Source organism: Micromonospora sp. NPDC047670 (assembly GCF_043204915.1).
GTDB lineage: Bacteria > Actinomycetota > Actinomycetes > Mycobacteriales > Micromonosporaceae > Micromonospora.
Map to the genome: position 1 here is coordinate 783408 of NZ_JBIDDA010000001.1, position 25374 is coordinate 808781.

The 25374-nt window shown below is 75.3% G+C and carries 30 protein-coding genes; 24 read left to right on the plus strand and 6 right to left on the minus strand.

Going from position 1 to position 25374, the window contains the following annotated elements; all coding sequences use genetic code 11:
• The first annotated feature begins 19 nt into the window (after positions 1-19).
• The 3 genes from ACGF7U_RS03740 (at position 20) to ACGF7U_RS03750 (ending at position 3523) form a co-directional block, all read left to right on the plus strand.
• A complete protein-coding gene (locus tag ACGF7U_RS03740) occupies positions 20-790 on the plus strand; it encodes a hypothetical protein (RefSeq protein ID WP_393102541.1) in 771 nt (256 codons plus the stop codon).
• 2 nt (positions 791-792) lie between these two features.
• The gene (locus ACGF7U_RS03745; RefSeq protein ID WP_393102543.1) at positions 793-1776 is read left to right on the plus strand and encodes a nucleoside triphosphate pyrophosphohydrolase; all 984 of its coding nucleotides are present in this window, start codon (positions 793-795) and stop codon (positions 1774-1776) included.
• A gap of 127 nt (positions 1777-1903) precedes the next feature.
• Positions 1904-3523, plus strand: coding sequence for a DUF885 domain-containing protein (locus tag ACGF7U_RS03750; protein ID WP_393102545.1), 1620 nt, complete (start codon positions 1904-1906; stop codon positions 3521-3523).
• 25 nt (positions 3524-3548) lie between these two features.
• Here the strand turns inward: ACGF7U_RS03750 and ACGF7U_RS03755 are convergent, their stop codons facing one another.
• Both ACGF7U_RS03755 and ACGF7U_RS03760 read right to left on the minus strand, forming a co-directional pair.
• Entirely contained in the window at positions 3549-4388 is an 840-nt protein-coding gene (locus ACGF7U_RS03755; RefSeq protein ID WP_393102547.1) for an NAD(+) diphosphatase, read from the minus strand.
• Positions 4385-5077: a hypothetical protein gene (locus ACGF7U_RS03760; RefSeq protein ID WP_393102549.1), complete on the minus strand. Its 693-nt coding sequence runs from the start codon at positions 5075-5077 to the stop codon at positions 4385-4387. Before ACGF7U_RS03760 ends, ACGF7U_RS03755 begins: the two co-directional genes overlap by 4 nt.
• A gap of 233 nt (positions 5078-5310) precedes the next feature.
• Between ACGF7U_RS03760 and eno the strand changes: the two genes are divergently transcribed.
• The 4 genes from eno to ACGF7U_RS03780 are packed head-to-tail and all read left to right on the plus strand — an operon-like array spanning position 5311 to position 8399.
• Positions 5311-6594, plus strand: a complete 1284-nt coding sequence (gene eno / locus ACGF7U_RS03765; RefSeq protein ID WP_393102551.1) for a phosphopyruvate hydratase — start codon at positions 5311-5313, stop codon at positions 6592-6594.
• A gap of 32 nt (positions 6595-6626) precedes the next feature.
• Positions 6627-7268: a septum formation initiator family protein gene (locus ACGF7U_RS03770; RefSeq protein ID WP_393102934.1), complete on the plus strand. Its 642-nt coding sequence runs from the start codon at positions 6627-6629 to the stop codon at positions 7266-7268.
• A gap of 34 nt (positions 7269-7302) precedes the next feature.
• Entirely contained in the window at positions 7303-7860 is a 558-nt protein-coding gene (locus tag ACGF7U_RS03775; protein WP_393102553.1) for a DUF501 domain-containing protein, read from the plus strand.
• A 2-nt stretch (positions 7861-7862) separates the two neighbouring features.
• On the plus strand, positions 7863-8399 hold the full coding sequence (locus tag ACGF7U_RS03780; protein ID WP_393102555.1) for an amino-acid N-acetyltransferase: 537 nt from the start codon (positions 7863-7865) through the stop codon (positions 8397-8399).
• Positions 8400-8431: 32 nt separating this feature from the next.
• Here the strand turns inward: ACGF7U_RS03780 and ACGF7U_RS03785 are convergent, their stop codons facing one another.
• Positions 8432-9370 carry an alpha/beta hydrolase family esterase gene (locus tag ACGF7U_RS03785; protein ID WP_393102557.1) on the minus strand — a complete coding sequence of 313 codons (939 nt, stop codon included), beginning with the start codon at positions 9368-9370 and terminating at the stop codon, positions 8432-8434.
• Between the two features lie 95 nt (positions 9371-9465).
• Here ACGF7U_RS03785 and ACGF7U_RS03790 point away from each other — a divergent pair, with 95 nt between their 5' ends.
• From ACGF7U_RS03790 to ACGF7U_RS03805, 4 genes are all read left to right on the plus strand, one after another.
• On the plus strand, positions 9466-10458 hold the full coding sequence (locus tag ACGF7U_RS03790; RefSeq protein WP_393102559.1) for an ArsR/SmtB family transcription factor: 993 nt from the start codon (positions 9466-9468) through the stop codon (positions 10456-10458).
• Between the two features lie 238 nt (positions 10459-10696).
• A complete protein-coding gene (locus ACGF7U_RS03795; RefSeq protein WP_393102561.1) occupies positions 10697-11242 on the plus strand; it encodes an RNA polymerase sigma factor in 546 nt (181 codons plus the stop codon).
• An 11-nt stretch (positions 11243-11253) separates the two neighbouring features.
• The gene (locus tag ACGF7U_RS03800) at positions 11254-12420 is read left to right on the plus strand and encodes a CU044_5270 family protein (RefSeq protein ID WP_393102563.1); all 1167 of its coding nucleotides are present in this window, start codon (positions 11254-11256) and stop codon (positions 12418-12420) included.
• Positions 12421-12678: 258 nt separating this feature from the next.
• Positions 12679-13623 carry an exopolyphosphatase gene (locus tag ACGF7U_RS03805; protein WP_393102936.1) on the plus strand — a complete coding sequence of 315 codons (945 nt, stop codon included), beginning with the start codon at positions 12679-12681 and terminating at the stop codon, positions 13621-13623.
• Between the two features lie 62 nt (positions 13624-13685).
• On the opposite strand, the gene ACGF7U_RS03810 is transcribed toward ACGF7U_RS03805, so the two are convergent.
• Positions 13686-14078 carry a DoxX family protein gene (locus ACGF7U_RS03810; RefSeq protein WP_393102565.1) on the minus strand — a complete coding sequence of 131 codons (393 nt, stop codon included), beginning with the start codon at positions 14076-14078 and terminating at the stop codon, positions 13686-13688.
• A 73-nt stretch (positions 14079-14151) separates the two neighbouring features.
• Here ACGF7U_RS03810 and ACGF7U_RS03815 point away from each other — a divergent pair, with 73 nt between their 5' ends.
• Both ACGF7U_RS03815 and ACGF7U_RS03820 read left to right on the plus strand, forming a co-directional pair.
• Entirely contained in the window at positions 14152-15018 is an 867-nt protein-coding gene (locus ACGF7U_RS03815) for a sigma-70 family RNA polymerase sigma factor (RefSeq protein ID WP_393102567.1), read from the plus strand.
• A gap of 94 nt (positions 15019-15112) precedes the next feature.
• Positions 15113-15718, plus strand: a complete 606-nt coding sequence (locus ACGF7U_RS03820) for a hypothetical protein (protein WP_393102569.1) — start codon at positions 15113-15115, stop codon at positions 15716-15718.
• Here ACGF7U_RS03820 and ACGF7U_RS03825 read toward each other — a convergent pair.
• Together ACGF7U_RS03825 and ACGF7U_RS03830 are read right to left on the minus strand one after the other, a co-directional pair.
• Entirely contained in the window at positions 15715-15912 is a 198-nt protein-coding gene (locus ACGF7U_RS03825) for a DUF397 domain-containing protein (protein ID WP_393102571.1), read from the minus strand. The two genes, ACGF7U_RS03820 and ACGF7U_RS03825, sit on opposite strands and share 4 nt — an antisense overlap.
• Positions 15903-16712: a Scr1 family TA system antitoxin-like transcriptional regulator gene (locus ACGF7U_RS03830; RefSeq protein ID WP_393102573.1), complete on the minus strand. Its 810-nt coding sequence runs from the start codon at positions 16710-16712 to the stop codon at positions 15903-15905. Before ACGF7U_RS03830 ends, ACGF7U_RS03825 begins: the two co-directional genes overlap by 10 nt.
• Positions 16713-16864: 152 nt before the next feature.
• On the opposite strand from ACGF7U_RS03830, the gene ACGF7U_RS03835 reads away from it, so the two are divergent.
• The 11 genes from ACGF7U_RS03835 (at position 16865) to ACGF7U_RS03885 (ending at position 25295) form a co-directional block, all read left to right on the plus strand.
• Entirely contained in the window at positions 16865-17164 is a 300-nt protein-coding gene (locus ACGF7U_RS03835) for a hypothetical protein (RefSeq protein WP_393102575.1), read from the plus strand.
• An 82-nt stretch (positions 17165-17246) separates the two neighbouring features.
• Positions 17247-17579, plus strand: a complete 333-nt coding sequence (locus tag ACGF7U_RS03840) for a PadR family transcriptional regulator (RefSeq protein WP_350686966.1) — start codon at positions 17247-17249, stop codon at positions 17577-17579.
• A complete protein-coding gene (locus ACGF7U_RS03845) occupies positions 17576-18595 on the plus strand; it encodes an HAAS signaling domain-containing protein (RefSeq protein ID WP_393102578.1) in 1020 nt (339 codons plus the stop codon). Before ACGF7U_RS03840 ends, ACGF7U_RS03845 begins: the two co-directional genes overlap by 4 nt.
• 119 nt (positions 18596-18714) lie before the next feature.
• Positions 18715-19197: a hypothetical protein gene (locus ACGF7U_RS03850; protein WP_393102580.1), complete on the plus strand. Its 483-nt coding sequence runs from the start codon at positions 18715-18717 to the stop codon at positions 19195-19197.
• Between the two features lie 195 nt (positions 19198-19392).
• Positions 19393-20079: a dienelactone hydrolase family protein gene (locus ACGF7U_RS03855; RefSeq protein ID WP_393102582.1), complete on the plus strand. Its 687-nt coding sequence runs from the start codon at positions 19393-19395 to the stop codon at positions 20077-20079.
• A gap of 19 nt (positions 20080-20098) precedes the next feature.
• On the plus strand, positions 20099-20812 hold the full coding sequence (locus tag ACGF7U_RS03860; protein ID WP_393102938.1) for a uracil-DNA glycosylase: 714 nt from the start codon (positions 20099-20101) through the stop codon (positions 20810-20812).
• Between the two features lie 79 nt (positions 20813-20891).
• The gene (locus ACGF7U_RS03865) at positions 20892-21635 is read left to right on the plus strand and encodes a DUF4129 domain-containing protein (RefSeq protein WP_393102584.1); all 744 of its coding nucleotides are present in this window, start codon (positions 20892-20894) and stop codon (positions 21633-21635) included.
• Between the two features lie 43 nt (positions 21636-21678).
• The gene (locus ACGF7U_RS03870) at positions 21679-22263 is read left to right on the plus strand and encodes a hypothetical protein (RefSeq protein WP_393102586.1); all 585 of its coding nucleotides are present in this window, start codon (positions 21679-21681) and stop codon (positions 22261-22263) included.
• Positions 22260-23267, plus strand: coding sequence for an AAA family ATPase (locus ACGF7U_RS03875; protein ID WP_393102588.1), 1008 nt, complete (start codon positions 22260-22262; stop codon positions 23265-23267). Before ACGF7U_RS03870 ends, ACGF7U_RS03875 begins: the two co-directional genes overlap by 4 nt.
• On the plus strand, positions 23267-24679 hold the full coding sequence (locus ACGF7U_RS03880; protein ID WP_393102590.1) for a DUF58 domain-containing protein: 1413 nt from the start codon (positions 23267-23269) through the stop codon (positions 24677-24679). Before ACGF7U_RS03875 ends, ACGF7U_RS03880 begins: the two co-directional genes overlap by 1 nt.
• Positions 24680-24734: 55 nt before the next feature.
• Positions 24735-25295 (plus strand): hypothetical protein, encoded by a 561-nt coding sequence (locus ACGF7U_RS03885; protein ID WP_393102592.1) that lies wholly within the window; start codon positions 24735-24737, stop codon positions 25293-25295.
• Positions 25296-25374: the final 79 nt, after the last annotated feature.

Below are 25374 nucleotides of genomic sequence, written 5' to 3' on the forward strand. Positions count from 1 at the left end.
GCATGAGAGAGTGACCGTCATGCGTGCTCGCCGTCTTGTCGCCGTCGCCAGCGTGGCGATCGGCCTCGTCGCCCTCTCCGGTTGCCGTGCCGAGCCCGGTGTCGCCGCCTACGTCGGCGACCAGCGCATCACCGAGGATGCCGTCACCGCGGTCATGGCCGACCTGCGGGCGAAGAACCCGACCCCGGGCGGGGAGTCCGCCGCCCCCGACGCCCGGCCCCCGGCGCCCGCGCCGCAGCTGCCGGGGCGCAGCGAGGTCGTCAGCGTGCTGGTGCTGGCCGAGGTCTGCGAGCGGGTCTCGGCCGAGAAGAACCACCAGCCGCGGGGGCAGGTGGCTGCGGCGCAGCTCGCCCAGCAGTTCGGCCTGTCGCCCGACACCGACTACGTCCAGCGGGTGGCCGGCCTCTACACCTGCCTGTCGGGGGTGCCCACCGGCGCCCCGGCCGCGCCGACCGAGCAGGAGCTGGCGGACGTGGTGGCGGCGGGCCGCCAGGCGGGCGCCATCCCGGCCGACGTGACCGACGAGGCGGCCGCCGGCCAGCTCGACGGCGAGCAGTTCCGCACCGCGCTGGCCACCCGCAAGGCGCTGGCCGAGGTGGTCGCCGGGTACGACGTGACGGTCAACCCCCGCTACCGCCCGCTGGAGTTCCCGGTGCTGAGCTTCGCCGGCAACGCCCCGGCGGTGAGCGTGCCGCTGGGTGAGGCCGGCACGGGCGCGGTCACCGACGTCTCCACCCCGGACCCGCTGCCGCCCGCGGGGCCGGAGGCGGCCGGCCCGGCCGACAGCTGAGCATGCCGGCGCGGATCGTCCTGCTCGTCACCTCGCCCCGGCTGCCGGCCGGGCTGCTGACCGCCGCCGCCTGGGACGTCGTACGCCGGCATCCGGTGCTGGCGGGCGCGGAGAGCGAGCTGACCACGGCCGTCCGCACGGCGGGCGCCGAGGTCACCGTGGTCGACGGCCCGGCGACGCAGGCGTTGCTCGACACGGTGGCCGCGCACGGCGCCGTGGTGTGGCTGGCCGGCCCGGCCGGCGACGAGTCGCTGGCCCGGGAGCTGGGCCTGCGGCTGGCCCGCGAGCCGGGGCTGGCCGAGCTGGAGCTGATGTACGGCTCCTGGGACCCGCCGGGCGCCCGGCTGCTCGACGCGGTGGCGGTGATGGACCGCCTGGCCTCTCCGGGCGGCGACCCGTGGAAGCGGGCGCAGACCCACCGCAGCCTCGCGGGCTTCCTGCTGGAGGAGTGCTACGAGGCGTACGACGCGATCAGCGCCGGGGACACCGACGCGCTGCGCGAGGAGCTGGGTGACGTGCTGCTCCAGGTGGTGCTGCACGCCCGGCTCGCCGAGGAGCTGCCCGAGGGCGAGCGGTGGACCGTCGACGACGTGGCCGGTGGGCTGGTCGACAAGATGGTCCGGCGCAACCCGCACGTCTTCGCCGACGGTCACGCGGGCACGCTGGAGGAGATCGAGGCGAGTTGGGAGCGGATCAAGCGGGCCGAGAAGGCGCGTGACTCGGTGCTGGACGGCATCGCGCTGAGCCAGCCCGCGCTCGCCCTGGCCGCCAAGATCCTGGAGCGCGCCGGCCGGGTCGGCCTCGCCGTGCCGCCGCCCCTCGCGGAGTCCCAGGTGGACCCGGAGGCGCGGCTGGGCGCGAGCCTGCTCGCCACGGTGGCGGCGGCCCGCGAGGCCGGCCTGGACGCGGAGGCGGCCCTGCGCCGCGCCGCCCTCGCGTACGCGGACGCGGTCCGCGCCGCCGAGCGCGCGGCCGACGCGGGCTGACCACGACGCCGGTGGGGGTGATCCGCCGGGATCCCGCCCGCCACTGTCAGGGTCGACGCCGGCCCCGCCGCGCCTCGTGACGGCGAGAGGGGCGGGCAACGTCGGCACGGGCCGGTAGGGTCGGCGGGTGGAATCGTTTGTGCCGCTCGCAGAGCGGATCGTCGACGCGTTGCTGGAGAGCCGGCCCGGGCTCGCGACCTCCACCGGTGACCACCGGTACGACGACCGGCTGCCGGACCTGTCCGGGGCCGCGGCCGCGGCCGACCAGGCGATGCTGAAGGAGGCGGCGGACGCGCTCTCCGAGCTCGACCCGGACGCGCTGGACGTCGAGGAGCGGGTCGACCACGCCCTGCTCACCTCCTTCGTGGACCGGGCGCTGTTCGAGTGGACCGAGATCCGCGCGCACGAGTGGGACCCGCTGCTGCACAACCCGGGGCCGCTGCTGCACGCGCTGGTCGCCCGCCCGTTCGCCCCGGCCGAGGAGCGGCTGGCCAGCCTGACCGGGCGGCTCGCGGCGGTGCCGGACGCGCTGGCGACCGCCCGGGCGACGCTGCGCGACATGCCGCGCATCCACGCCGAGACGGCGGTCGGGCAGTTCACCGGCACGGCGGCGCTGATCCGCGACGAGGTGCCGGCGCTGCTCGCGCAGGCCCCCACCCACTACGACCGGGTCGAGCCGGCCGCCACCGCGGCGATCGCGGCGCTGGAGGAGTTCGTCGCGTGGCTGCGCGCGGGCCTCGCCGCCGACGCCGGCCCGGGGCGCGACCCGCGCCTGGGCCGCCGCCGCTGGGAGGCGCGGCTCTGGCACACCCTCGACACCGAGCTGGGCGCCGCCGAGATCCAGCGCCGGGCCTGGGCCAACCTGGACCGGGTCACCGAGGAGATCCGCGCGGCGGCCGTCGAGCTGGTCGGCGGCCCGGCCGACGACGGGACCGTGCGCCGCGCGCTGGACATGCTGGCCGCCGAGCACCCCGACGACGCCACCATCGTGGAGCTGGCCTCGGTCACCCTGGACGAGGCCGCCGACTTCGTCCGCGCGCACGACCTGGTCACCCTGGTGGACGACCCGTGCGTCATCCAGGAGATGCCCGAGTTCGCCCGGGGCGTGGCGGTCGCCTACTGCGACTCGCCCGGCCCGCTGGAGACGGCGAACGTGCCGACCTTCTACTGCATCGCGCCCACCCCGGCGGACTGGCCCGCGCACCGGGTCGAGTCGTTCTACCGGGAGTACAACGACCACATGATCCGCAACCTGACCGTGCACGAGGCGATGCCGGGGCACTTCCTCCAGCTCGCCCACGCCCGCCGGCACGTCGGCCCCACCCGGGTCCGGGCGCTGACCGAGTCCGGGCCGTTCATCGAGGGCTGGGCGGTCTACGCGGAGGAGCTGATGGCCGGCCTCGGTTTCGGCGGCCTGCCGGTGCGGTTGCAGCAGCTCAAGATGCAGCTCCGGATGACCATCAACGCGCTGCTGGACCAGCTCGTGCACTGCGAGGAGCTGCCCGAGGCCGAGGCGATGGCGTTGATGACCGGGCGCGGCTTCCAGGAGGAGGGCGAGGCGGCCGGCAAGTGGCGGCGCGCCCTGCTCACCTCCACCCAGCTCTCGACGTACTTCGTCGGCTACAGCGAGGTGGCCGGGATCGCCGCCGCCCGCCCGGCCGACGTGTCGGTGCGCGACTGGCACGACGCGATGCTCGCCCACGACTGCCCGCCCCCACGCCACCTGCGCACCCTGCTCGGCGTCTGAGGGCCCGGCCGGCCGCGGCGCGGGGTCAGCGCCCCGCGCCGGCCGCCGTCGCGTCGATCAGCCACCGCGAGATGGAGTACGCGGGCGGTAGTTCCGCCGGCAGCCCGTCGAGCGGGAACCAGCGCGCCTCGACCAGCTCCCGCCCGTCCACGACCGGCTCGGCGGCGGGGTCGGCGGCGGTGGCGGTGAAGCCGGTGAGCAGCACGTTCGGGCCGGACAGCGCCCACGGCTGGCTGCCGAAGTAGGCCAGCCCGGCCAGCGCCAGCCCGACCTCCTCGCCGACCTCGCGGTGGGCGGCCGCCTCCAGCGTCTCCCCGGCCTCGACGAACCCGGCGACCAGCGCCCACAGCCCGGTCGGCCCGTACGAGTGCCGCACCAGCAGCAGCTCGTCGGGGCGGCCGGCCGGGCCGGGGCGGGTGATCGCCACCAGCACGGCGGCGGAGAGCCGCATCGGCACGTACAGCCCGCAGTCGGGGCAGCGCCGGGCCGGCTCTCCGGGCACGTCGGCCAGCTCGGCCCGGCAGGCCCCGCACCACCTGTGGGTACGCCGCCAGGTGACCACCGTCAGCGCCCGGCCGGCGAGGGTGGCGAGCGGCTGGGGCGCCTCGGCGGCGAGCGAGGCCCAACCGCGCCAGCGGCCCGGCAGTTCGTCCGCCCCGGCCGGCTCGGCGGCCCACGCGGGGACGCCGTCCAGGGTGCCCAGCGGGGCCCACTCCGTGTCGGCCGGCAGGTCGGCGACCCGCAGGACGGAGCCGTCGGCGCCGGTCAGCAGCTTGTGCCCGGCCACCGGCAGGGCCAGGTCGGTGGGTGCCGGCGCGGTGCCGCGGTCGGCGCCGGGGACGAATCCGCCGGGCCGGCCGGTCACGAGGTGGCGGGCCGGCGGTCCACCACGCCGGCGCCGGTCGGCAGGTCGAACGCGGTGCCGTCGACCGCGTCGCGGTAGCGGGTCAGGGCCAGCTCGACCGGCTTGCCGTCGACCTGGCCGGTGAAGCTGCCCAGCACCCCCTGGGTGGTGACGCAGGCGGTGAAGTCGCCGGCGGACTGCTGCACGTCGACGCAGGTGGCGTGTTGGCCGGCGAGGGTGGTGCTGCTCTGCGCGATGACCGCGTCCGGGTCCAGCGCGGCGGTGGTCAGCAGCCCCACCACGATCGGCGGCGTGACGAGCCCTCGCCGTTTCGCCTCGGCGAACAGGGCCACCGAGGGCTTCGCGTTGGGGGCGGGCGGTGCCTCCAGGGTGCAGGTGGCCCGGCCGGCGGCGGTCTCGCAGCGGGTCGTGGCCTCCGGGGTGACGGTGAGCCTGCCGCCGGGCCAGGTGTAGGCGGAGCGGGCCGGATCCTGCGCCTGGGCCATGGTGGCGGTCTGCCCACCGGGGAGCAGGTAGTCGGCGGAGTACGTCAGCTCCAGCGCCCGGTCCAGCCGGGATGCCATGTCGTTGACCACGTCGGCCCGCCCGAGCGCCCGGCCGGCGTCGTCCAGGGTCTGACAGCCGGTGACCGTGAGCGACGCGATGACCGACACGGCGAGCACGCGGAGGGTGGTCGAGGCGGCGGGCATGGGGAACAGCGTGGCCGATCGGGTCAACCGCGCGCAAACCAGTTGCCGGTTGAGGACCGGAAATCCGGGAATGTCCGGGTAAAGCGCCGCCGGAGGGCGGGTTTCGGATCGGGCCCGCATGCGACCGGACCGCCCGCGTCCGACGGCCGCCCGATACGCTGCGTTCAACACCTGCCTCAGCCGCACCGTCGCGGCCCACACCGGACCGGAACACACAAACGAGGAGCGACTCAGTGGCAACCATCGAGGGAATCGTCGCGCGGGAGATTCTGGACTCGCGGGGCAACCCGACCGTCGAGGTCGAGGTCGGGCTCGACGACGGCACGATCGCCCGAGCGGCGGTGCCCTCGGGCGCCTCCACGGGCGCCTTCGAGGCGATCGAGCTGCGCGACGGTGACGCCGACCGCTACCAGGGCAAGGGTGTCGAGAAGGCGGTCTCGAACATCGAGGACAAGATCGTCGACGAGCTCATCGGCTACGAGGCCAGCGAGCAGCGGCTGATCGACCAGAAGATGCTCGACATCGACGGCACCGACAGCAAGTCCGAGCTGGGCGCCAACGCCATCCTCGGCGTCTCGCTGGCGGTGGCCAAGGCGGCGGCCGGCAGCGCCGAGCTGAGCCTCTTCCGGTACCTGGGCGGCCCGAACGCGCACCTGCTGCCGGTGCCGATGATGAACATCCTCAACGGTGGCGCGCACGCGGACTCCAACGTCGACATCCAGGAGTTCATGATCGCGCCGATCGGCGCGCCCAGCTTCCGCGAGGCGCTGCGCTCCGGCGCGGAGGTCTACCACGCGCTCAAGTCGGTGCTGAAGAAGAAGGACCTCTCCACCGGCCTCGGCGACGAGGGCGGCTTCGCGCCGAACCTGCCCACCAACTCGGCCGCCCTGGACCTGATCGCCGAGGCGGTCGAGAAGGCCGGCTACCGGCTCGGCACCGACATCGTCTTCGCGCTGGACGTGGCCGCCACCGAGTTCTTCGACAACGGCACCTACACCTTCGAGGGCGCCGCGAAGACCGCCGAGGAGATGAGCAACTACTACACCAAGCTCATCGGCGACTACCCGATCGTGTCGATCGAGGACCCGCTGTCCGAGGACGACTGGTCCGGCTGGCAGACGCTGACCGCCTCCGTCGGCGACCGCATCCAGATCGTCGGTGACGACCTGTTCGTCACCAACCCGCAGCGGATCGCCCGCGGCATCGCCGAGAGCGCCGCCAACGCGGTGCTTGTCAAGGTCAACCAGATCGGTTCGCTGACCGAGACCCTCGACGCGGTGGACCTGGCCCACCGGGCCGGCTTCAAGTGCATGATGAGCCACCGCTCCGGCGAGACCGAGGACACGACCATCGCCGACCTGGCGGTGGCCACCGGCTGCGGCCAGATCAAGACCGGCGCCCCGGCCCGTTCGGACCGGGTCGCGAAGTACAACCAGCTCCTGCGGATCGAGGAGGAGCTGGCCGACGCGGCGCGGTACGCCGGGGCGGGCGCGTTCCCGCGCTACCGTTCCGCCTGAGACGCGCGAAGCCTCGGGGGAGGGGTGTGACGATGCAGCAGCGCCGCACACCGGGCGGTCAACGTCCCGCCCGCCGGCCGGGTCACTCCGGCCGGCCGGGCGGGGCCCGGGGCGCCCGGGCGTCGGTCCGCGACGGCGGTGTCCGCGCCGAGCCGCGCGCCACCGCCGGGCGCGCGCCGGGCGCGGCCCGGGGAGCCGACGGCGTACGCTCCGCGAACCGGCCCGCCGCCGCCCGTCGTACGGCGGCCGGCGGCACGGTCAAGCGGCTCACCGCACCCCACTCCCGAGGTCTCACCGGGCGGGCCACCGTGCTCTTCGCGGTGCTGATCGCGCTCGCCCTGGCCTACACCTACCCGGTGCGGGTCTACCTCGACCAGCAGGCCGACATCGAGCGGATGGAGGCGGCCCAGGCGGCCCAGCGGGCGACGATCGAGGAACTCTCCGCCGAGGCCGCCAAGTGGCAGGACCCGGCGTACATCGAGACGAAGGCCCGGGAGCGCTTCTTCATGGTCCGCCCCGACGAGACGCTGCTGGTCGTGCTCTCCGACCCGGAGGGCGCCGCGCGGGACGCCGGCCGGCCCGCGAACCCGGGCAAGCCCGCCACGCCCGACCCCTGGTACGACACCCTCTGGTCCAGCGTGCGGGCCGCCAACGGCGAGCAGCCCGACCAGTGAGCACCACCCGAGCAGCGAACGAGAGATGGGCACCGTGACTGTCGTACCACCGCAGGAGCCGGCGGCGGACTCCGTACCCCCGCCGAAGCGCGAACCGGCCACGGAGGCCGACCTGGCCGCGGTGGCCGCGCAGCTCGGCCGCCCGCCCCGGGGCACCCGGGCGGTCGCCCACCGCTGCCCCTGCGGCCTGCCCGACGTGGTGGAGACGACGCCGCGCCTGGCCGACGGCACGCCCTTCCCGACGTTGTTCTACCTGACCTGCCCGCGCGCGACGGCGGCGTGCAGCCGGCTGGAGTCGGCCGGGCTGATGAAGGAGATGGCCGACCGGCTGGCGACCGACCCGGAGCTGGCCGCCCGCTACCGCGCGGCGCACGAGGACTACCTGGCCCGCCGGGAGGCGATCGGCGAGGTCCCGGAGATCGCCGGCATCTCCGCCGGCGGCATGCCCGGCCGGGTGAAGTGCCTGCACGTGCACCTCGGGCACGCGCTCGGCGCGGGGCCGGGGGTCAACCCGTTCGGCGACGAGACGCTGGCGCTGGTGGAGAAGTGGTGGGCGGCCGGGCCGTGCGTGGACGTGCCGGCGGCCGAGTGACGATGGCGGGCGCGGACGGGGGCGTGGCGGGGGCCGACGACATCGTGGTGCGGCGGGCCCGCACCTCGGACGTGCGCGGCATCCGCCGCCTGGTCGACACCTACACCGACGACCGGCGGCTGCTGAGCAAGGCCACCGTCACCCTCTACGAGGACGTGCAGGAGTTCCGGGTCGCGGTCCGGTCGGACGACGGCGCGGTGGTCGGCTGCGGGGCGCTGCACGTGATGTGGGAGGACCTGGCCGAGATCCGGACGGTGGCGGTCGACCCGTCCTGCCGGGGCCGCAAGATCGGCCACCGGATCGTCGCGGAGTTGATCGACGCAGCCCGCGAGCTGGGGGTGTCCCGGATCTTCGTGCTGACCTTCGAGACGCGGTTCTTCGGCTCGTTCGGGTTCACCGAGATCGACGGCGCGCCGGTGCCGCAGCCGGTCTACGAGCAACTGCTGCGCTCCTACGACGAGGGTGTCGCCGAGTTCCTGGACCTGGAGCGGGTCAAGCCGAACACCCTCGGCAACACCCGGATGCTGCTGCGCCTCTGACCGGCCGGTACGCCTGCCGGCCCGGTGCCGGGTCAGGTCCGGCGGGGGTGGGCGGCGAAGAAGTCCCAGATCAGCTCGGTCGCGACGAGACCCGCGTCGGGGGCGGCGAGTTGGCCGGCCGGCGCCCCGGGCCACGAGTGCCCCATGTTCGGCAGGGTGTAGACGGTGACGTCGCTGCCGTCGGCGCACCGCGCGTCGGTGCGGGTGACGCCCGCCGCGCCCGCCGGCGGGGCGCCGGTCGCCGGTCGGCAGCCGAGCCGCCGCTGCCAGGTCCGGATGCCCGAGGTGAAGACCTCGGCGTAGCGGTCCTGCCCGCCGATGAACGTGATCACCGACACCGGGTGGTCGGGCACGTAGTCGTCGGGGGCCGTCCGGGGGCCGCTGTACCCGCCGCTGACCACGCCGATCGCCGCGAAGGTCTCGTCGAGTTCGACGGCGGCCCGGAAGCTCATGTCGCCGCCGTTGGAGATCCCGGTGAGGTAGATCCGGTCCGGGTCGGCCCGCCACGTCCGCACGAGGTGCCCGGTGAGTGCCTCGAGGAACCCGACGTCGTCGGCCGACCCGCAGCAGATCAGCGCGTTGAAGCCGCCGTTCTGCCCGTCCGGGTACGCGACCAGGAAGTTCTCCCGGTCGGCGACCGCGTCCAGCCCGGTCGTCTCGCGGATGCCGGCGCCGGTGCCGGGATAGAAGTGCAGCGCGACCACCAGCGCGGTGGGCCGGGCCGGGTCGTAGCCGGGCGGGGCGTGCAGCAGGTAGCCACGCTCGGCGCCGTCGTGCGGCAGGCTCAGCCGGTGGTTCCCGGCGGCGGGGCGTTCGACGGCCCCCGAAGGCGACGGGGCCCCCGAAGGCGACGGGGCCCCCGAAGGCGACGGGGCCGGCGCCGCGTGGGGCCGCTCCCGGTCCCCGCCGCCGCACGCCGCCGCGACGGCGACGACCACCAGCCCTGTCAGCACCGCTACCGTCCGTCGCACGCCCCGCCCCTCCCGTGACCCGGCGTCCACACTGGATTTCCAGCCGGGGCGGGTCAACCCTTTCGGTCCTGGCCGAAGGAGGGCAGGCTGCTGGCATGCTCCGCCTCCGCCTGGGACCGGCGGACCTGTGTCGGGTCCGCTTCGCCGACCGCCTGCATCCCGTCGGCACGGCTCTGCTGGCCTGTCAGGCGCTGCACGACCCGGACACCGCCCGGATGGCGCCCGGCCCCGCGGCGGGCGCGGCGGCGGCGGTGGGTCGGGTCCGGGCCGCCGCCTCCGTGCTGCGGCACCTGCTGCCCGCCCGCGGGCGCCTCCCGGACTTCCTCACCCCGTTCGACGGGCTGGAGTCGGTGGCCGCCGGTCTCGAGGCGATCCGGGCCACCCCGGCCCGGCGCGTGCGGGCCGAGGTCGCCGCCGCGTACGCCGACCTGGCGGTGTCGCCGTTGCGTCGGCGGTTCGCCGAGGCCGACGACGAGGCGATGGGGTTGTTCGGCCGGGCGCTGGGGACCTGGCACGACGGCGTGCTCGGGCCGCACTGGGCCGACCTGGCGGACGCGCACCGGCACCGGGTGGCGGAGGCGGCCGGGCACCTCGCGACGCACGGGCTGGACGGCCTGCTGAACGCGCTGCACCCGGCGATCCGCTGGGAGGCGCCGACGCTGACGGTGCGGACGTGGTGGAGCGCGACTGTCTCCGGCACCGGGCACGGCCTGATCCTGCTGCCCTCGCCGCTGGCCGGACCGCACCCCCGGGTGCTGGTGGAACCGGGCCGGCCGGTGCTGGTCGTGTATCCCGCGCCGATGCCGCGCCGGGTGGCCGCGAGCGCCGCCGACCCGCTCGGTCGTTTGCTCGGGACGACCCGGGCGGCGGTGCTGCGCCGGCTCGCCGGGCCCGGCCGGCACACCACCACCAGTCTCGGTAGGGCCCTCGGGATCAGCCTCTCCTCGGCGTCCGAGCACGCGGCGGCGTTGCGGGCGGCGGGCCTGGTCAGCAGCGTCCGCGAGGGTGGGGCGGTGTCGCACCGGTTGACGCCGCTCGGCGCCGGACTGCTCGGCCCGGACGACGTTCCGACGGCCGGCCGCGCCTGACCCGCTGCCGCGCGGTCGCCGCGAGGCTCGCATCCGGTGCCGGCCCGCCCGGCCGGGACGTCGACGCCCCCGCCGCCTCCGGCGTGCGGCCGGGCCGCTGCCGGGTAGCGCCGGCCCGTCGAGTGCGGCAGCCGGAAGGCGCGTGTCGCGGGTGGTCTCCGGGATTTCCGCACCGCCGCTGTAATCCGTGGCGCGGACGCCGACAAGTACCCGCGACAGGGCGATCTGCGGAGGTGCCATGCAAGGCCGTGAAGAGCGGGTGACCGAGCTGTTCCGCCGACATGCCGACGACATCCATGCGTACGCGACCTGGCGGGTCGGCAGGCAGGATGCGGCGGACGTGGTGGGCGAGGTGTTCCTGGTGGCCTGGCGGTCACTGGACAAGGTCCGGGCGGGCGAGGAGCGGGCCTGGTTGTTCGGGGTGGCGCGCCGGCTGGTGCTGGCCCGGCGCCGGCAGGACGCCGCCGCGACCGCGCTGGACGAGCGGATGGCCGCCTCGGGTGTCGCGGAGGCCGGGCCGGATCGGCTCGCCGACGACGTCGCGCTCCGCGACCAGGTGCGGCAGGCACTGGACGCGCTCGGCACGCGGGACCGCGAGGTGCTGGTCACCGCCGCCTGGTTCGACCTGACGGCGGGGGAGGCGGCGCGGGTGCTGGGCATCTCCCGGCCCACCTACGCGGTCCGGCTGCACCGGGCCCGCAGCCGGTTCCGTGCCGCCTACGAGCGGGTCGTCAAGAACGAGTACGAGGCCTCGTCGGCCATCCACAAGCCAGTGGCAGCGTGAAGGAGACAATGATGAACATCGACGACTTGGTGCGTCGGGGGCGGCCGGACTCGACCGGGTGGGCGCGCAGCGAGGCGGGACGGCGAGCACTGGACAGGGTCGTCACGGCCGCCTCGGCCGGCGACCCCGCCGGAGCCGGCCGGGCCAGGGCGTCCCGGCCGGCGCTGCGCTGGTCCTTCCTCGCCACCGGGCTGGCCGGGGCCGCCGCGGCCGGGGTGCTGGCGGTGTCGATCGTCGCGGCGCCGCAGGACGCGCGGACGGACGTGCCGCCGGTGGCCGGCGGGCAGCCGGGAGCGACGCACAGCGCCGGCCCGGGCACGACGCTGACGGCGCGCGACATCCTGCTCGCCGCGGCCAACCGGGCGGAGCGGGCGCCCGCCGAGACCGGCAGGTACTGGCACGTCAAGACGGTGGACGTGTACGGCCCGACGCGGATCGGCACCGGCGCCGGCGCGTACTCGCTGCTGCGCAGCAGGGTCAGCGAGAGCTGGGACGCCAGTGACCCGCGCGACGCGAGCTGGAGCGGCTTCCGGGAGCTCGGGGCACGACCGCGCGCCGCCGAGGACGAGCGGGCCTGGCGCGCGGCCGGCTCCCCGGCCACCTGGCGTCTCGACGTCGACGGCCCGTCGAAGCTGGTCCTGTCGACCCGGCCGGGCAAGGGTGACCTTTCCCGGGACCCCGAGCCGCCCCGCTACCTGGAGGACCTCGGGGAGCTCACCCTGGAGCAGGTCCGGCACCTGCCGACCGAGCCGGGCGCCCTGCGCGGGTGGGTGACCGACCGGATCCGGGCGAGCGAGGACATGGGGAACCCCGCCCGCGGCAGCGCCCTGAACGACCGCCTGCTCTTCGGCTTCCTGAACCGGCTGCTGCTCGACACGCCGGCCCCGCCGAAGGTGCGCGCCGCGGCGTTCCGGGTCCTCGCCGACATCCCCGGCGTGCGCAGCCTCGGCACCGTCCAGGACGAGCGCGGCCGGTCCGGCCAGGGCGTGGAGTTCCGCAGCGGCTCCGAGACCGAGTGGCTGATCGTCGACACGGCGACCCACCGGCTGCTCGCGAGCAGGATCGTGTCCACCCCGAAGGGCGCGCCGGCGTACGGCGGCAAGGAGCGCAGCACCCTGGTGCTGACCGCGGAGTGGTCCGACGCCGCGCCGCGGGTGCCGACCCTGCCGCAGCAGTAGCGACACCTGTCGCACACCGACGGCCGGCCGCGTTCGGGGGCGGCCGGCCGTCGCCGTCCCCACCGGCGTCCGACGGTGCGGACCGGTCGACCCGTCGGCCGGTCCGCACCGGGCGGAGCGCGTGCGGGCCTCGTCGAGCGTCGCCGCGGTCGCCGGCGTGGGCGGGCGACGTCGCCGGCGCGGAACCGGCGGCCGCGGCGACGACAACCCGCCGGGGACGCGAGGCGCTGACGTAGGGTTGCTGCCGTGACGACGCGTGTGGCCGCCATCGACTGCGGAACCAACTCGATCCGACTGCTGGTCGCCGACCTGCCCGATCCCTCGGCGGGGCCGGAGGCGCCGCTGGTCGACCTGAGCCGGCGGATGGAGATCGTCCGCCTCGGCCAGGGCGTCGACAGGACGGGCCGGCTGGCCCCGGAGGCGATCGAGCGCACCCGCGTCGCGCTGGCCTCCTACGCCGCCGAGATCGAGAAGCTCGGCGCGGAGCGGATCCGGATGTGCGCCACGTCGGCGTCGCGGGACGCCTCCAACGCCGCCGACTTCCGGGAGATGGTCGAGCGGACCCTCGGCGTGGGGCCCGAGGTGGTGACCGGCGACGAGGAGGCCCGGCTCTCCTTCACCGGGGCGGTACGCGGGCTGCCCGCCGACGCGCGCGAGCCCTACCTGGTCATCGACATCGGCGGCGGCTCGACCGAGTTCGTCGTGGGCACCCGCGCCGGCGGCGTCGAGGCGGCCATCTCGATGGACATCGGCTGTGTCCGGATGACCGAGCGGCACCTGCACGGCGACCCGCCGGGCCTGGACGAGGTCGCCGCCGCGCAGGCCGACATCGCCGTCGCGGTCGACCGGGCGTTGGAGGCGGTGCCGGGCCGGCAGGCCGCCACGCTGGTCGGGCTCGCCGGGTCGGTCACCACCGTGGTCGCCATCGCCCAGGGGCTCCAGGAGTACGACCCGGACCGCATCCACCACGCCCGGGTGTCGTACGGGGCGGTGGCCGACGTGACGGCCGACCTGCTCGGCAAGAGCCGGGAGCAGCGGCTCGCGATCCCGGTGATGCACCCCGGCCGGGCCGACGTGATCGGCGCCGGTGCGCTGGTGCTCCGGGTGATCATGGAACGGTCCGGCATGGACTCGGTCGTCGCCTCCGAGCACGACATCCTCGACGGCATCGCCTGGAGCCTCGCGCAGCCCGCCGGGCGGTGACGTCGGCGGGCCGCCGTGCTCGACGGCGGCCCGCGTCGGCCGTGCCGGGGTGGCGCCGGCGGTCAGAAGGTCGCCGACGCGAAGTGGGTGAGTGCGCCGACGGCCAGGGCGAGGAAGCACAGCGGGAACCCGATGTTGTGGAAGACCCGCGCCCGGAGGTGCGCCACCACCGCGCCGACGAAGAAGGCGACCAGGCCGACGCCGGCGGCCAACCCCAGCGCGGGGATCCCGGCGAGCCCGATCGCGAGGCCGACCGCGCCGGCGCCCTTGAGCGCGGCGAGGTAGGGAATCGCGGCCGGCCGCAGCCCCACCTCGGCCGAGTTCGCCAGGACGAACCGTGCCTTCGCCAGGTCGGCGACGACGATGAACGCGTTGGCGGCGATGCACAACGCGGTGACGATGGTCAGGGCGGTCAGTTGCGGGTCGGTGCGGGACAGGGCGGTCTGTACGCTCATGGGCGCCTCCTGTGGGCACGGGTTCGTCGGTTTCCGGTTGCTCGGCCGTCCTGACGCTCCGCCCGCACGAAAGGTGACCGACGACGTGGACCTGCTCGACGAGTTCGAAGCGGCCCGGCCCCGACTGCTCTCGCTCGCTCATCGCATCGTGGGCTCCGTCCACGACGCCGAAGACGCCGTCCAGACCGCCTGGCTCCGCACCCAGACCGCCCAGCCGGGCAGGCTGGACAACCCGCAGGGCTGGTTCACCACCGTGACCGCACGGCTGTGTCTCGACCAGCTGCGCGCGCGGGACCGTCGTGGCGAACTCCCACTGCTCGCCGAGGCCGTCCCGGCTGAGCAGATCGCCGCCGACGAGGACTTCCTCCGCCGCGAGGACGTCTCGCGTGCCCTGCTGGTGCTGCTGGGCCAGCTCACGCCCACCCAACGGGTGGCCTACGTGCTGCACGACCTGTTCGCCGTGCCGTTCGACCAGATCGCCGCTGTGCTGGGCGTTTCGCCGGCCGCCGCGAAGAAGCTGGCCAGCCGGGCGCGGATCCGCCTGCGGGAGAGGAACCCCGGTCCGGAGCCGTCGCTCGTCGACCACGCGCGGGTCGTGGACGCCTTCCTCGCCGCCGCTCGTGGCGGCGACATCGACCGCCTCGTCGCGCTGATGGCGCCCGACGTCGTGCGGACCGTCGACCTGGACGTGCTGCCCGAGGGCGCCGCGGCCGCGGCCCACGGGAACCGGGCCGTGGCGGAGGAGACCCGGCACTTCGCCGACCGGGTCCACGCGAGCGTCCCGATGGTCGTCGACGGCGGCCCCGGAGCCCTCATCGCGCCGGGAGGCCACCCGCTGGCGGTCATCCGGTTCGACATCCGCCAGGGCGCGATCGCCCGCATCTCGATCGCCCGCTACCGGCGGACCGACCACGTCTCGCCCTGTCCCGCACTCGCCTGACGGCGTGCGGCGGCCCCCGTCCGGCCAGGGCATGTCCCGGTCGGCACGCCCAGCGGGCAGGACAGCTCGGCGGAGAGGGACTTAGATGGCGGGTATGAGCAGAGCGCCCAAGGTGTTGGTCACGGCGGCGGGCGTGACGGGCGTCGTGGCGTACGGGCTTCCGCAGCCGTGGTCGTTCGTGGCGGCGGCAGCGGACCTGCTCCTGGTCGGGCTGGCCGGCGTGTTGTGGCTCCGCGCCGGCCGTGGCCCGGAACCGTTGTCGGCCCGCCGGGAAGTCGTGGCCGAGCTGCCCGAGTTCCCACGGTGGACCGTCGACGGCCCGGGCGGCGACGGCCGGGGCGGCGGATACCCCCAATCCGCGGAGCCGGGCGTACACGGCGCGCCGCCGCAGGCCACCCCACCGGCCTCGTCCGGCTCTCCGGTGCTGCCGCTGTCCAGGCGGCGGCGCCGTTGGCCCAGCTCCACCGTCGCCGATGCCGTCTCGTCCACCAGCAGGGTGCGGCGTCAGTTCCGGGCCCAGGCGGAGGCGCCTTCCAGCCCGCCCGCCGAGCCGGTCGACGTGCACCGGGGCCTGGCGAACCTGGAGACCCTGGTGCGGACGACCAACGAACGCGGACAGCGCGCCCAACTGTGGTTCTTCTTCGCCGGTGTCGCCGTGTCCATCCCGGCGGGCATCGTGGTCAACCTGCTCACCGACTAGCGCGGGTGACGCTCCGCGACGCCGGTGACGAAGCGGGACCAGGCAACCGGGTCGAAGGAGAGCGTCGGGCCCGAGCGGTCCTTGCTGTCGCGAACCAGCACCACGCCGGGCAGGTTGTCGGCGACCTCCACGCACGAGGCGCCGCCGTTGTCGCTGCGGGTGGACTTGCGCCACCGGGCACCGGTCAACTCCATGCCTTCGCCACTTCCTGCATCAGCACCAGCGACTGCCGTCGGGACAGCGCCTCTGAGCGGACACTTTCCCACCTGCGGTGCAGGCTGGCAATCTCCTCGGCGCGGTCCAGCACCTGGGCCCGCAGCGGGCTGTCGAGGTGCGCCACCCAGCCCCCGTCGGCGTACCCGGCCAGGATGAACGGCCCGGCAAGGCCCGGGTAGACACCGACCTCCGTCGGAACGACGTGCAGGTGGACGTGTGGGCGGGCCGCCAGTTCGATCAGGTGCTCAAGCTGTTCACGCATCACCCCGAACCGGTCGACCACCGGCCGACGCAGGATGCCCTCGTCGATGACCGCGACCAGTTGCGGCGGCTGTGCGCGATCGAGGATCTGTTGCCGCTGGAGCCGGGCGGACACCCGCTGCTCGATCTGCTCGGGAGGGTGAAGTCCACCGCCGCCGAGGACCGCGCGGGCGTACGCCTCGGTCTGGAGGAGGCCGGGCAGCACCGAGATCTCGAACCACCACAGCGTGGCCGCCTCCTGCTCGACGGCCACCCAGGGCCGGAACCAGGCCGGTGCGGTCTCCAGGCTGACCAGCGGCAGGATCCGCCCGAGCAGGCCGCCGCTGTCCAGTGCCTCGTCGGCGCGCCGGACGAAGTCGAGCGAGGGCGTGCGCCGGCCGATCTCCACCATGCCCACGAGCGAGCCGGAGTAGTTGATCCGCCGGGCCAGCTCCTCCTGGCTCAGCCCGCGCTCGGTGCGCAGCCTCCGCAGCTCACCGGCCAGGAGATCCAGCGTCGACAGTTGTGGTCTGGTCATCACACCTCGCTCACCGGGCCCCACACGGCGGGCCGACCGGGCCACCGTCGCCCGGTGCCCGTCGCATGACTTCCGAACGTAGCCGGGCGGTCACGATGATGGGAACGGCTGGGGGCCCACAGTGCCCTCACAACTCGACGAGGGGCGATGACGTGACGATCCGACGCGTCCACCCGGCGTGGTGCGCGCCCGAGAGCGGGTGCGCGACGAGCGCGTTGCACCTGTCCCGCCTGCGGTCGGTCGCGCCGCGCGGCGACGAGGTGATCCAGGTGCGGGCCGCGCTCTGGCAGATGGACGTCGGGCGGTTGGCGCCGGCCGGCGTACTGCTGGAGTTGTCCGCCGGCGACGACCCGGAGCGCTGGCCGGTCGACCTGGCGCAGGCTCGGGCGCTGGTGCACGTACTCCGTGAGCTGCTGCGGCTCGCGGACGGCGCGGCGCCCGGGGTGGCCTGATCCGCGCGGCGGCCGGCGCCGCCCCGAGTCTCGCGGCGCGTTCCGTTGGCGCTATTACGCAATACACACTAGTGTGCGAAGCGTGGACACCACACAGCTGTTGAAGGGCGTGCTCGACCTCGCGGTGCTCGCCGTCCTGCGCGAGGAGGACGGCTACGGCTACGACATCCTGCGGCGGCTGCGCGAGGCCGGGCTGGAGGAGGTCGGCGACGCCTCCGTCTACGGCACGCTGCGCCGCCTCTACGCCGCCGGCCTGCTGACCACCTACGTCGTGCCGAGCGAATCCGGCCCGCACCGCAAGTACTACTCCCTCAACGCCGCCGGCCGGGACCAGCTCACCCGCTACGGCAAGCTCTGGCGCTCGTTCGCCACCACCATGGACGCACTGCTCGACGATCGGGGGATGGCGGCATGACCGTCACGGGGCAGGAGATCGCGGACTACGTCGCACGGGTGCGGGCCGCTCTGGCCGACCTGCCGCCGGCGCACCGCGACGAGTTGACCGAGGACCTGCCGGAGCACCTCGCCGAGGTCGCCGCCGACACCGGCGGCACCCTGGTCGAGCGGCTCGGCGAGCCCGAGGCGTACGCGGCCGAGCTGCGCGCCGCCGCCGGGGTCGGCACCGCCGTCCGCGGGCGACGCCTCGACCGCCGCCTGGGCGCCGCCGTGGACCGGCTGCGGGCGCGGGCGCGGCGCTGGGACGTCCAACTCGGACCACCCCTGGGGTACGCCTCGGCCAGCGAGTTCCTCCGGCTGCTCCGGCCGGCCTGGTGGGTGCTGCGCGGCTACCTGGCCGCCATGCTCGTCACGGTGCTGACGTCCGGCGGCGCGTTCGGCCTGGTGCCCAGGCTCAACGGCAGCGAGCTGGCCGGCCTCGTGCTGCTCACCGGCAGCGTGCTCGCCTCGATCTGGCTCGGCCACCACACGCCCGGGCTGACCCGGCCCAAGCGGCGGCTGCTGCACGCCGGCACGGCCGTGCTGGTGGTCTTCGGGCTGGTCGGCCTGGCGGACGTGAACGGCCGCGTCGGCTCGGGGGACTTCGGCTACGAGCAGATCTCCGTCGACGACCGTTACTCGCACGTCCGGGACGTCTACGTCTACGACAGCGAGGGCCGGCTGGTGCAGAACGCCCGGCTCTTCGACCAGAACGGCGACCCGATCCGCCTCGGCTACCCGGACTGCCCCGACGGGCGGGACCCGAACGGGCTCGGCAACCCGCTGCTGCGCCCGTACCCGTACTGCCCCGAGCAGGCGCCGTTCGCGCCGCGCCCGCCGGCGGCCACCGCGCCCGCGCCCGGCCTGCCCCCGTTGCCGACACCCACCGCGTCGAGCGGCTCGCCCGACCCCACCCCGACGGCCGACCCGACCGCGCCGGTGGACCCGACCGCGAGCGCGACCACGGCTCCGACCCCGGTGCCGAGCCGGACGTGAACCGGGTCCCCGGTCGGGAAGCTGGGAAATAGCTGAACGGATGAGGCCGACGGGACAACGACCGTCGTACTTGATCGCTACGGTGTCGTCTGCTCATTCACCCCTCGGAAGGACAACCCGTGTCAGAGCAGGTCGCACCGCCCCCCGCGCCGGACGCCGCGCAGCCCCCGTCGGCCGTCCAGGCGCCGCCGCCGGCGGAGCCGGAGGCGAAGAAGTCCGGTTCCAAGAAGGCGCTCGGCATCGTGGGCGCGATCGTCGCGTTCCTGGTGATCGCGGGGCTCAAGTTCGGCGTCGGCTCGGCGATCGGCAACTTCCTCGACAAGGACGAGACCGCCGACGCCAAGGTCGGCGACTGCATCGCCGAGCTGCCCGAGGTGACCGGCACCAAGGAGGAGAAGGTCGACGGCGCGAAGGTCGTCGAGTGCACCTCCACCGACGCCGTGTACAACGTGGTCGGCCGGGTCGACGGGCAGACCGAGACGCAGGCCCGCTCCGGTGAGGCGTGCGAGCAGTACATCAAGGAGGACCAGGACGGTTACGTCTTCTACAGCATCGAGCCGGGCAAGAAGGGCTACCTGCTCTGCCTGACCAAGAAGGCCTGACCTCCCACAGCACCCTCGACGGCGGCGCGGACGACGTCCGCGCCGCCGTCGGCGTGTCCGGGTACGGCCGGCGAACAGGAGGTGAATGCCACTGTTCCGGCGTCTTCCCGGCACGGTCGCGGCGTGGCAGGCTACCGGCACGTAGGACCACTGGGCGACCAGCCAACGATGACTGACCGCTAGGAGGACGGGCCGATGGGCGAAATGGTGAGCTTCACCAGCAACGGGGGTACGCGCGAGGGGTATCTCGCGATACCGTCCGGCGGTGCGGCCAGCCCCGCGGTCATCGTCATCCAGGACTGGTGGGGGCTCGTGCCCCACATCACCTCCGTCGCCGACCGGTTCGCCGAGGCCGGGTTCGTCGCCCTCGCTCCGGACTTCCGCCACGGCGGCCCGGCCAGCAAGCCCGACGAGCCCCGCCAGATGCTGAACAGCCCGCAGATGGACGAGGCGGCGGCGGACATCGCCGCCGCGGCGGACTACCTCGCCGGCCGTCCCGAGGTGACCGGCAAGGTGGGCTGCGCGGGCTTCTGCGCCGGCGCGAGCCTGGCCCTCTGGGCGGCCAGCCGCACCGAGCGGATCGTCGCCACCGCCGCCTTCTACCCGCGGCTGCCGTGGGACGGGATGCGCTCCGAGTGGGCCGACTACGCGGGCAAGGCCGCCCTCATCCACTGCTCCGAGGCGGACGGCACCTCCGCCGCAGACGGCGTGCAGACCGTCCGCCGCGCCGTCGAGGCCGCCGGCGGCACCTGCCAGACCTACGACTACCCCGGCACCGCGCACGCCTTCTTCAACGAGGACCGGCCGGAGAACTTCGACCAGCGCGCCGCCGCCACCGCCTGGGCGCGCACCCTGGAACTCTTCCGGGCCAAGCTTGGCTGAGCCGCGTACGCCCGAGGAGGTGGTCGCCCGCGCCGCGCGGGCGACCGACCTGGCCGACCTCGACGCGGCCGTCAGCGACTGCTTCGCCTGCCCCCGGCTGGTCGAGTGGCGCGAGGAGGTGGCCCGGACGCGCCGCGCGGCCTTCCGTGACCAGGAGTACTGGGGCCGGCCGGTGCCCGGCTTCGGCGCCCCCGACGCGCGTATCGGCATCCTCGGTCTGGCGCCCGCCGCGCACGGCGGCAACCGCACCGGGCGCATCTTCACGGGCGACCGTTCCGGCGACGTCCTCTTCGCCGCGCTGCACCGCGCCGGCCTGGCCAACCAGCCGACCAGCGTCGCCGCCGACGACGGACTGTCCGTGCGGGACCTGCGCATCTTCGCCGCCGTGCGCTGCGCGCCGCCGGACAACAAGCCCACCCCCGGCGAGCGGGACACGTGCGCGCCGTGGCTGCACCGCGAGGTCGCGCTGATCCGGCCCACCCTGCGCGTCGTGGTCGCGCTGGGCGCCTTCGCCTGGTCCGCGTGGTGGCCGGTGCTGCGTGCGGTGTACGGCCAGCGTCCGCCCAGCCCGCGACCGGCGTTCGGTCATGGGGCACACTGGTCCGGCACGGCCGCGCCGGAGCTGCTGGGCTGCTACCACGTCAGCCAGCAGAACACCTTCACGGGGCGGCTGACACCAGGGATGCTGGACGACGTGTTCGCCCGGGCGAAGCAGTTGGCCGGGGTGGACTGAGGCGCGCGGGGGCGGTGGCGATGACGGACGGAACGCGTCGGCCGCGACGCACCCCCCGGCGGCCCGGAGGTAGCCCCGGATGGATCTGAGCGTGCTGCGCAGGTGGTGGCCGGTCGCCGCGGTGGGCGTCCTGCTCGCCGTCGCCGCGCTGGCGGCCGCCCACTCGTCGATCGGCGCGAGCCGGGTCCCGCCCGCCGCCGACAACATCCCCTACGTGCCGGAATACCCGACCGCCGCGCCCGCCCAGTCGATCCCGGTGGAGCCGCGCGACGCCGGCGAGGCCACCCAGGCGCGGATCCCGGAGTGGATCGGCACGGCCGCGATCGTGCTGCTGGGGCTGGCCCTGCTCGCCGCGTTCGGTTACCTCACCTGGACGCTGGTCCGGGGCGCGCTGCGCCGCACCACCCGGGCCCTGCCGGAGCAGCGGGCCCGCCGTACGCCCGAGGGCACCGCCCGCGAGGTGGCCGCCGCCCTCGACGCCGGCCTGGAGGAGCTGGACGACCGGGACACCGACCCCCGCACCGCGGTCATCGCCTGCTGGGTGCGTCTGGAGGAGGCCGCGGCCGGCGCGGGCGTGCCCCGGCTGGCCGGCGACACCCCCACCGACCTGGTCACCCGCCTGCTGCGCGGCGACCCGTCGGCGGGCGTGCCGGCGATCGCCAGCGCCGACGTGCTGGCCGAGTTCGCGCACGTCTACCGCGAGGCCCGGTACGCCACCCGCCCGGTCGACGAGCGCACCCGCGACCAGGCCCGCGCGGCGCTGCGCCGGCTGCGCGGCGAGCTGTCCGTCGTGGTCGCCGGCGACGCCGGGGTGCCGGCGTGACCGGGGCGCGGCCGGTCCCCGCCCGGCGTGGTGAGGTGACGCGGTGAGCAGCACCAGCATCGACGACCTGCTGACCTTCGAGGAGGACCGGCCGCCGCGCGCCGGCCGGTCCCGGGGCGGCCGGGCCGGCCAGGTGTTCCGCGCCCTGGCCGGCGTCGCGGCGGTCGTGGTCGTGCTGGTCGCCGGCCTGCGCGTGGTCGGGCTCCGGGTCTCCCTGCTGGTCCTGGTCGCCGGGGTGGTCGCGCTGTTCGTGGTGCGCCGGGTCGTCGCCGCCCTCGCGCCGCCGCCCCCGGCCCCGGCGGGCGCCCGGGTCCCGGCCGGCGACGACGACGGCACGTGGAACTGGGGCGCCCGGGACGCCCTGCGCGTCGCGATCAACGGTTGGGAACGGCCGCTGGACTGGTGCGGGAGCCACCGGGAACGGTTCAGCGAGCGGATCCTGCCCCGGCTCGGCGAGCTGGCCGACGAGCGGCTGCGCCAGCGTCATGGCCTGACCCGCGAGTCGGACCCGGCCCGGGCCCGTGCCCTGCTGGGCGACCGGCTCTGGACCTTCCTCAGCACGCCCTCCCGCCGCCCCCCGTCGCCGCGCGACCTCGCGGCGATCGTCGCCGAACTGGAGAAGATATGAACGACGTGGACCGCAGCATGCCCCCCGCGGAGGTCGGCCACCTCGCCCGGTCGGTGCTGGAGGCGGTCGGTCAGGTCGTGGTCGGCAAGCGGGACGCGCTGGAGCTGGTCCTCGCCGGGATCCTCGCCGGTGGGCACGTGCTGCTGGAGGACCTGCCCGGCCTGGGCAAGACGCTGACCGCGCGCTCCTTCGCGCAGGCGCTCGGGCTGGACTTCCGCCGGCTCCAGTTCACCCCGGACCTGCTGCCGGCCGACGTCACCGGCTCGTTCCTCTACGACCAGCGCAGCGGCGAATTCGCGTTCCGGGCCGGTCCGGTCTTCACCAACCTGCTTCTCGCCGACGAGATCAACCGGACCCCGCCGAAGACCCAGTCGGCCCTGCTGGAGGCGATGCAGGAGAAGCAGGTCTCCGTCGAGGGCGTCACCTACCGGCTGGACGAGCCGTTCCACGTGCTCGCCACCGCCAACCCGATCGAGTACGAGGGCACCTACCCGCTGCCCGAGGCGCAGCTCGACCGGTTCCTGCTCCGGGTCTCCTTCGGCTACCCGGAGCAGGAGGAGGAGTGGGAGGTGCTGCGCCGGCGGATGGCCCGCCGCCGCGAGGAGGCGGACATCAAGCCCGTGGTGGACGCGGCCACCCTGCGCGCCATGCAGGCCGCGCTGGAGGACGTGGTGGTCGAGGACTCCGTCGGGCGCTACATCGTCGCGCTGACCGCCGCGACCCGGGAGCACCCGTCGGTGCTGGTGGGCGCCTCGCCGCGCGGCTCGCTGGCGCTGCTGCTGCTGGCCCGGGTGCGGGCCGTGATGGCCGGCCGCGACTACGTGGTGCCGGAGGACGTCAAGGAGGTCGCGGTGCCCGCGCTGGCGCACCGGATCACGCTGCGCCCGGAGATGTGGCTGCGCCGCGTCGACCCGTCCTTCGTGGTGGGCGAGGTGCTGGAGGGGACGCCGGCGCCGGCCAGCGGGGCGCTGCCCAGCTACGCCGCCGGCCGGCCCGGGCACTGATGGTCGCGCCCGCCGTGTCGGCCCGGTACGAGCCCGCGGAGCAGGAGTCCCGAACCGCGACCGGCTGGGTGCCCACCTGGGCGCTCGGCCGGGCGGTGCTGCTCACCGGCCTGCTGCTGATCGCGGGGGTGCTGCTCGGGCGGGTGGACCTGATCGTGCTGGCGGCCCCGTTCGCGATCGGCACCGCGTACGCGCTGCGCCGCCGGCCGGCCGCCCTCCCGCAGGTCTGGATCGCCGCCGACGAGGGGCACCTGGTCGAGGGCGGCGAGCTGACCGGCGCGGTCACGGTCGGCAACCCCGACGTGGTCGACTACGACGTGGCCGTGGTCCGCAGCCGGGTCTCGCCCTGGCTGCGGGTGGAGCGGGCCACGATCGCCGGGGCGGCGGCGGCCGGCACGCCCTCGGCCGTCGTCCCGTCCGTCGCCGACCGGCCCTTCGTGACCGCCGTCCCGACCGCCGCGGCCGTCGACCTGGAGCTCTCCGGCACCGCGCTGCGCTGGGGGCGGCATCCGGTCGGCCCGGCCGGCGCCCGGGTCGCCGCCGCGCAGGGCCTGCTGGTCTCCCGCGCGGTGATCACCGAGCCGGCCCGTGTGAAGGTCTACCCGAAGACCGAGCCGTTCGACGCGGTCGAGGCGATGCCCCGGGCCGCCGGCCTCGTCGGCGCGCACCACTCGCGCCGCCCCGGCGAGGGCGGCGAGCTGGCCGGCGTGCGAGTCTTCGCCCCGGGCGACCGGCTGCGCCGGATCGACTGGCGGGTCTCGCTGCGCGCCCGGCAACTGCACGTCGCGGCCACCCTCTCCGACCGGGACGCCGAGGTGGTGGTGCTGCTCGACGTGCTCGCCGAGGCGGGCCGCTCGGGCGGCGTGTCCGGCGCCGCCTCCGTGCTGGACACCACGGTCCGGGCCGCCGCCGCGATCGCCGAGCACTACCTGCACCGGGGCGACCGCGTGTCGATGCTGGAATACGGTCCGGCCGCCCGCCGGCTGCGCCCGGCCACCGGCCGCCGGCAGTACCTGACGGTCCTGGAGTGGCTGCTCGACGTGCGCGCCGAGTCCTCCCCGCACGAGCCGTACGACCAGGTCTTCGGGCCGCAGTTGCTCTCCGCCGACGCGTTGGTGGTGGTCCTCACCCCGCTGCTCGACGAGCGGTCGGCGCAGATGCTGGCGCGGCTGGCCCGCTCCGGGCGGTTCGTGGTCGCGGTGGACACCCTGCCGGCCGACCTCACCCCGCCGAAGGACCGGGGCTGGGCCGAGGTGGCGTACCGGCTGTGGCGGCTGGACCGGGACACCATGATCGGGCAGTTGCGGGAGCACGGCGTGCCGGTGGTGGGCTGGGCCGGCGCGGGCAGCCTCGACCAGGTGCTGCGGGACGTGGCGCGCCTGGCCACCGCCCCGAGGGTGGGTGCGCGGTGAGCGCGCGGAACGCGGCCGGGCGGGGCCCCGCGGACACGGACGGGAGGCGCGGCCGATGAACCCGGTCATCGAGCGGGTCCGGGCCGCGCGGTACGCCGCCGCCCGGGTCAGCCTGACGCCGCTGCTGGTCCGCGCCGGCATCTTCCTCACCACGCTGGTCGGGCTGGCGCTGGCGTACCCGTCGGAGATGCTCCTCGGCCGGCCGCTGCTCGCGCTCGTCGTGGTGGCGCTGCTGCCGGCGGTCGGGCCGCGCCGGGTCTGGCCGACCTTCGCCGCGCTGGTCACCGTCGGTGGCTGGCTGGTCGCCACCGACGGGTACGGCCGGCCGATCGCCCTCTGGCGGCTGCTCGCCGTGGCGGCCGTGCTCTACCTCACGCACACGCTCTGCGCCCTGGCCGCGGCCCTGCCGTACGACGCGGTGGTCGACCCGGACGTGATCGTGCGCTGGCTGGCGCGGGCGGGCGCGGTGCTGCTGGGGACCTTCGTGCTGGGCGTGCTCCTGGTGGAGTTGGCGGGCCTCGGCGGGGACGCCGGTTCGCAGGTGGCGACGGTGGCCGGGCTGCTCGTCGCGGTCGCGGTGACGGCGTTGCTGGGGTGGCTGCTGCGCCGTCGTTAACCAGCCGGTAACGACAGTTGCGCAGGTCACAGGGGTTGTGCTCCGTCACAGAAGAGGGGCGCGATCGGGATTAGCCGAG